The organism is Echinicola sediminis (assembly GCF_054777495.1).
On the sequence record NZ_BAAHAP010000176.1, the window covers coordinates 1 to 4,839 of the forward strand.

Annotated in this window: 5 protein-coding genes; 4 read left to right on the forward strand and 1 reads right to left on the reverse strand. The window is 40.7% G+C overall.

All coding sequences use genetic code 11. The annotated features are described in order from the left end of the window. Nucleotides 1-108: 108 nt before the first annotated feature. The 4 genes from ACYVAA_RS22200 to ACYVAA_RS22215 all read left to right on the forward strand — a co-directional run bounded on the left by ACYVAA_RS22200 (nt 109) and on the right by ACYVAA_RS22215 (nt 4,583). Nucleotides 109-456, forward strand: coding sequence for an ArsR/SmtB family transcription factor (locus ACYVAA_RS22200; protein ID WP_460546125.1), 348 nt, complete (start codon nt 109-111; stop codon nt 454-456). Between the two features lie 412 nt (nt 457-868). Beyond that, complete coding sequence (locus ACYVAA_RS22205; RefSeq protein ID WP_460546128.1) at nt 869-1,666, forward strand: response regulator transcription factor; 798 nt, start codon at nt 869-871, stop codon at nt 1,664-1,666. A gap of 125 nt (nt 1,667-1,791) precedes the next feature. After that, nucleotides 1,792-3,681 (forward strand): mechanosensitive ion channel family protein, encoded by a 1,890-nt coding sequence (locus ACYVAA_RS22210; protein ID WP_460546130.1) that lies wholly within the window; start codon nt 1,792-1,794, stop codon nt 3,679-3,681. Between the two features lie 68 nt (nt 3,682-3,749). Continuing rightward, the gene (locus tag ACYVAA_RS22215) at nt 3,750-4,583 is read left to right on the forward strand and encodes a glycoside hydrolase family 16 protein (RefSeq protein WP_460546132.1); all 834 of its coding nucleotides are present in this window, start codon (nt 3,750-3,752) and stop codon (nt 4,581-4,583) included. 64 nt (nt 4,584-4,647) lie between these two features. On the opposite strand, the gene ACYVAA_RS22220 is transcribed toward ACYVAA_RS22215, so the two are convergent. Next, the coding region (locus ACYVAA_RS22220) for a hypothetical protein (protein ID WP_460546135.1) at nt 4,648-4,839 on the reverse strand (192 nt) is incomplete at its 5' end.

Below are 4,839 nucleotides of genomic sequence, written 5' to 3' on the forward strand. Positions count from 1 at the left end.
AAGGCACATAAAATCAGGTGGCTATCATTGGTTTATTCCCACTTTAAATAGTCTTTTACCTTTTAAAAATTCGTTTTCAGAGCACATCGAAGAAAAGAATGTTCCGCTATGAAAAATACCATTGATCCATTTAAAGCCATTTCAGATCCCAACCGGAGGGCCATTCTGATGATACTTTCCCAAGAAAGTCACTCTATTAACTCCATTGTGGAAAATTTTGAAATGAGCCGTCCGGCGGTCTCCAAACATGTTAAAATTCTTCATACAGCAGGGTTTATCCACATTCGAAAGAAGGGCCGCGAACGGTTTTGCTATTTGAATGGTGCTGGGTTTGATGAGGTCAAGATTTGGTTGAACTATTTCGATGGTTTTTGGAAGCAAAAGCTTCAAAAATTGGAGACTTTAGGAGGGAAGGGTAAGGGAAGCGGTAAAAAAAGAGGTTCAACAGGCTCTTGAAGGCTGCTTCTTATTTCCGAGGCCTTCTGAATTCTGTGCCTATCGAATAAGGCCATTTTTATTTTGTTTAGAAGAAGTTATTTTGCTGACTTGTAAGCGGTTTTTTTCGTGGAAATAGTAATAAAAGTATAAATATTATGTGTGAAATTCATTTTGTGTTATAATTGTATAAAAGTAGGTTAAAAAGTAATTTTTGGAATCAAGGAAAGTACAAATTGGATAATGTCAAATGGTGTTAACACTTTGTAAGGGATATGCATAATGGAGTCTTATTGGATTAAAGGCTATTAGATGAGATTAAAATAGTTTTTTAATTATGAATTTTGTCATTTAAAAGGGAATTATATCCGATTAAGTTACTTAGCATAGTGAAAAATGTATCTTTGTATTAATTAATTCCTTAGTGATTACAATGATTATGAAAAGTGGCATTACGCATTTAGTAGATTTATGGAAAGAGGGGTATTCTAATCATCTAAAAGAGAATAAGCCTTACCAGGCGGTGGAACAATTAAAGCATATTGCTGCCCTTTTTAGCCCTGGAGAATTTTTTTATTTTATTATGAACATGCATAACCTCAAATTAGAGTATGTTCACCCCAGTATCCAAAACTTCATTGAAGTGGACCCAGACACTGCCAATATTGAGGAATTATTGACCCTGATAGATGCTGATGATATGGAATCGGTACAGAAAAAGGAGGCTACGCTAAGGGATTTTATGGACCGAGGCGTCAATCCTGAGGAGTTGCCTTTTTATAAAATGATGTATATGTACCGGATGAAGGACAAGGTGGGTAAATACCGGACCATGCTGCTTCAGGCCAATGTCCTTTCTGTTTCTGAAGAAGGGACCATTGAACATATATTGAGCGTACATACAGATGTCTCTTTTTTAGGGGTGGTAAAAAGTGATACCGTTTCCTTTATAAACCTGCGGGGGGGAAAGTCTTTTTTCGATATTAATCCGGAAAATGGTGAGGTGAATTTTGATGATATGGATAGTGGGGAAATCGGTGAGCTACTGACGAACAGGGAGTTGGAGATTATCCAATTATCCTCAAAGGGTTATAGTGTGGAGAAAATCGCCAAGTACCTTAATATATCTGCATTGACGGTAAGGACACATCGAAAAAATACCTTCAAGAAGACAAAATATACGTCGATGGGTGAGCTGGTGGCTAAGTGCTTGATGGAAGGTTTGATATAAGTGATAGGTTGTAATATTTTTAGGCATATCCTTACTTATTAAATTGTAAGGTGTATGTTGGATTCGATTTTAAGTGTATTTTTATAGGCAAGGTAGCAGATCACCTGTTTTGTCAATTTATGGATATGGATAATTTTAAGGGCTTAAAGTACCTTTCTTTGGTGCTCGTAATGCTTGTGTTTCATTTCTCGTGCGCTTTGGCCCAAAACGATAGTTTAGAGATCAAGCTCGATTCTGCGGATGGGCTATTGTTGGAAGCTTACGAAAACCGGCTCAAAGCCATAGAATCCCAACGTCTGGAAGATTCATTGAAACGGGTAATTCTAGAACTACGCCTTAAGGATCTGAAGACTACCGATAACTTGGAGAAAGAAGAACTCCAACGGCAGTTGGATGAGATTTCGGCCCAAGGGGAAAAGCTTCAATTGGAGAAGAAGGCCCATATAGATTCTTTGAGGAGCCGCTCACCGGGTTATCCGGTGCTGGGTGTGTTGAACGATACCCTCTTTTATATTTATACCAAGATCGGTTCCTCCCGGCCCAACGAACGGGCGAAAACCATATCCCAAAAAATCAACCAATTGTATGAGGACGATTTCCTGTCCGTGGATTCCATAAAGGTCATCAGTGCTGATAATGTTCTTGACCTGGTTTATAAGGAAACCATTATTATGAGTGTTTCTGAACTGGATGCTCTGTGGAATGAAAAATCCCCCTTGGAATTGGCAGAGAGTTACCAACTAGCCATCAGGGATGCCATCAATCGGGCAAGGGAAGATAATGGTCTGATCACGATCTTGATGCGGATCGGTTTGGTGATTCTCAGTATAATGGGGATCGGACTCATGATGTGGCTGGCGGGGCAAGGCTACAGAAGGGTCCTAGGGTTTATAAGGAGAAACAAGCAAAAATGGCTCAAGGATCTTTCCTATAAGGATTATACCTTTCTTTCGGCCAACCAAGAATTGAACGTTATCATTTTTGCGGTGACGGTGTTGAAATGGCTGGTTTATGTAGTGATATTATACATTGCCCTGCCCCTACTGTTCAGTATTTTTCCGTTTACAAGAGGCTGGTCGATCAAGTTGTTTGAATTAATATGGTCTCCATTTAAGGGGATTTTTGTCTCTATTTATGAATTTTTACCAGATTTGTTCAGCATTTTGGCCATTTCGGTGGTCATGATGTATGTGATCAAGTTTGTGAAGTATATCTTCACGGAGATCCAAGAGGAAAAGCTGGTGATAGCGGGTTTTTACCCAGATTGGGCAAAGCCTACTTATAAGATTGTCAGTTTCCTCTTATATGCTTTTACCTTTGTGTTGATCTTTCCCTATTTGCCGGGTTCAGATTCCACGGCATTCAAGGGAGTTTCCGTTTTTATTGGCGTTCTGTTTTCATTGGGGTCTTCATCGGCGATTGCCAATATGATTGCAGGTTTGGTGATCACCTATATGCGGCCGTTTAGAATCGGGGATAGGATCAGGATTGGCGATACTTCAGGAGATGTGGTCGAAAAGACCCTGTTGGTGACCCGTCTCAGAACCATTAAAAATGAGGAGATCACTATTCCCAACTCGTCTATTTTGACGGGGAATACCATCAACTATACTTCCTATTGCCAAAATGAGGGCTTGATTGTCCATACCACGGTGACCATTGGCTATGATATCCCTTGGAAGGACATGTATGCCACCTTGATAGAAGCTGCACTAAGGACGGATATGATCCTTAGCGAGCCCAAGCCCTTTGTGCTTCAGACCAGCTTGGATGATTTTTATGTGGCCTATCAGCTCAATGCTTATACTAAGGAAGCCAGCAAACAGGCTTTGATTTATAGCTTGCTGCATCAAAATATTCAGGATGTATGTAATGAAAGGGGTATAGAGATACTTTCTCCTCACTATCGGGCACAACGGGACGGAAATATGACAACCATTCCAGGGGATTATTTGCCCGAAGATTACCGTGCCCCGTCCTTTAATGTAAAAATGGACAAAGATGACAAGTCATGAAAATCACATTAGTATCTTTACCAATAGATTTTGCTGACATCAATACAATATCCTAAAGAATACCCTTCATGAATTTGCTAAGATCGTTTATAGTGATCCCGGTCGCGGGACTTATTTTTTATGCTTGCTCGCCCAAGACGTATGACCTGAAAGAGGATTATATCTATCTTCAAAAATCGGAACAAATTGACAAGGCGTGGAAGCTGGTTTGGAAGGATGATTTCAAAAAAGATGCTTTGGATACAACGAAATGGTCAAAAATTCCGCCCAATACGGCTGATTGGGGTAACTATATGACCGATGATGAGCGCTGCTTTGATCTAAAGGATGGAAAGTTGTATTTAAAGGGAATAGTCAATAAGGATACCCTAAAAGATGCCCGTCCCTATCTGACGGGTGGGGTTTATACCAAAGGGAAATTTGCCTATCAATATGGGAAAATAGAAATCCATGCAAAATTGGAGTCTGCACAAGGGGCTTGGCCAGCCATGTGGATGCTGGCAGAGCAGGACAAATATGGCAAGTACCCAAAGAATGGTGAAATCGACATCATGGAGCATATCAACTTTGAGGACAAGATCTATCAGACCACCCATTCCTATTATACCTTAAACTTGAAGCAGACCAATAATCCACCACATGGGGGAACCGCGGAATTTGATAAGGAAGCTTTTAATACCTTCGGCTTGGAGTGGTTTCCCGATAAGCTGGTGTTTACGCTGAACGGCGAGCCTACTTTTACTTATCCCAGACTGGAAGGGGTAGATCCTTCCCAATGGCCCTATGATCAGCCCTTTTATTTGATGATCGATATGCAGTTAGAAGGGAATTGGGTAGGAAAGGCTGATCCTGCTGACCTCCCTGTCCAAATGATAATTGATTGGGTCAAGGTCTACCAATAAGCTGATTCTGGCTATTCCGTTTGTTTGATCTGGTATTAAATACCTGATCAGGAAATGTATTCATTTACTTGCTCAGGAGGGAATGATATACTTGAGGGCAAGTAAAGCTGGCTGCCAAGGGGAAAAATGAAAAGCCAAAGCAAAGGGGCTGATTGTAAGCTTCTTCATTCCGCTTACAAGAGTGGATAGTGGAAGAGCTCATCGGTTTGGCCAAGAGTTCCTGTCCAAAACCTGCCAAGCCGGTAAGGGATACGGT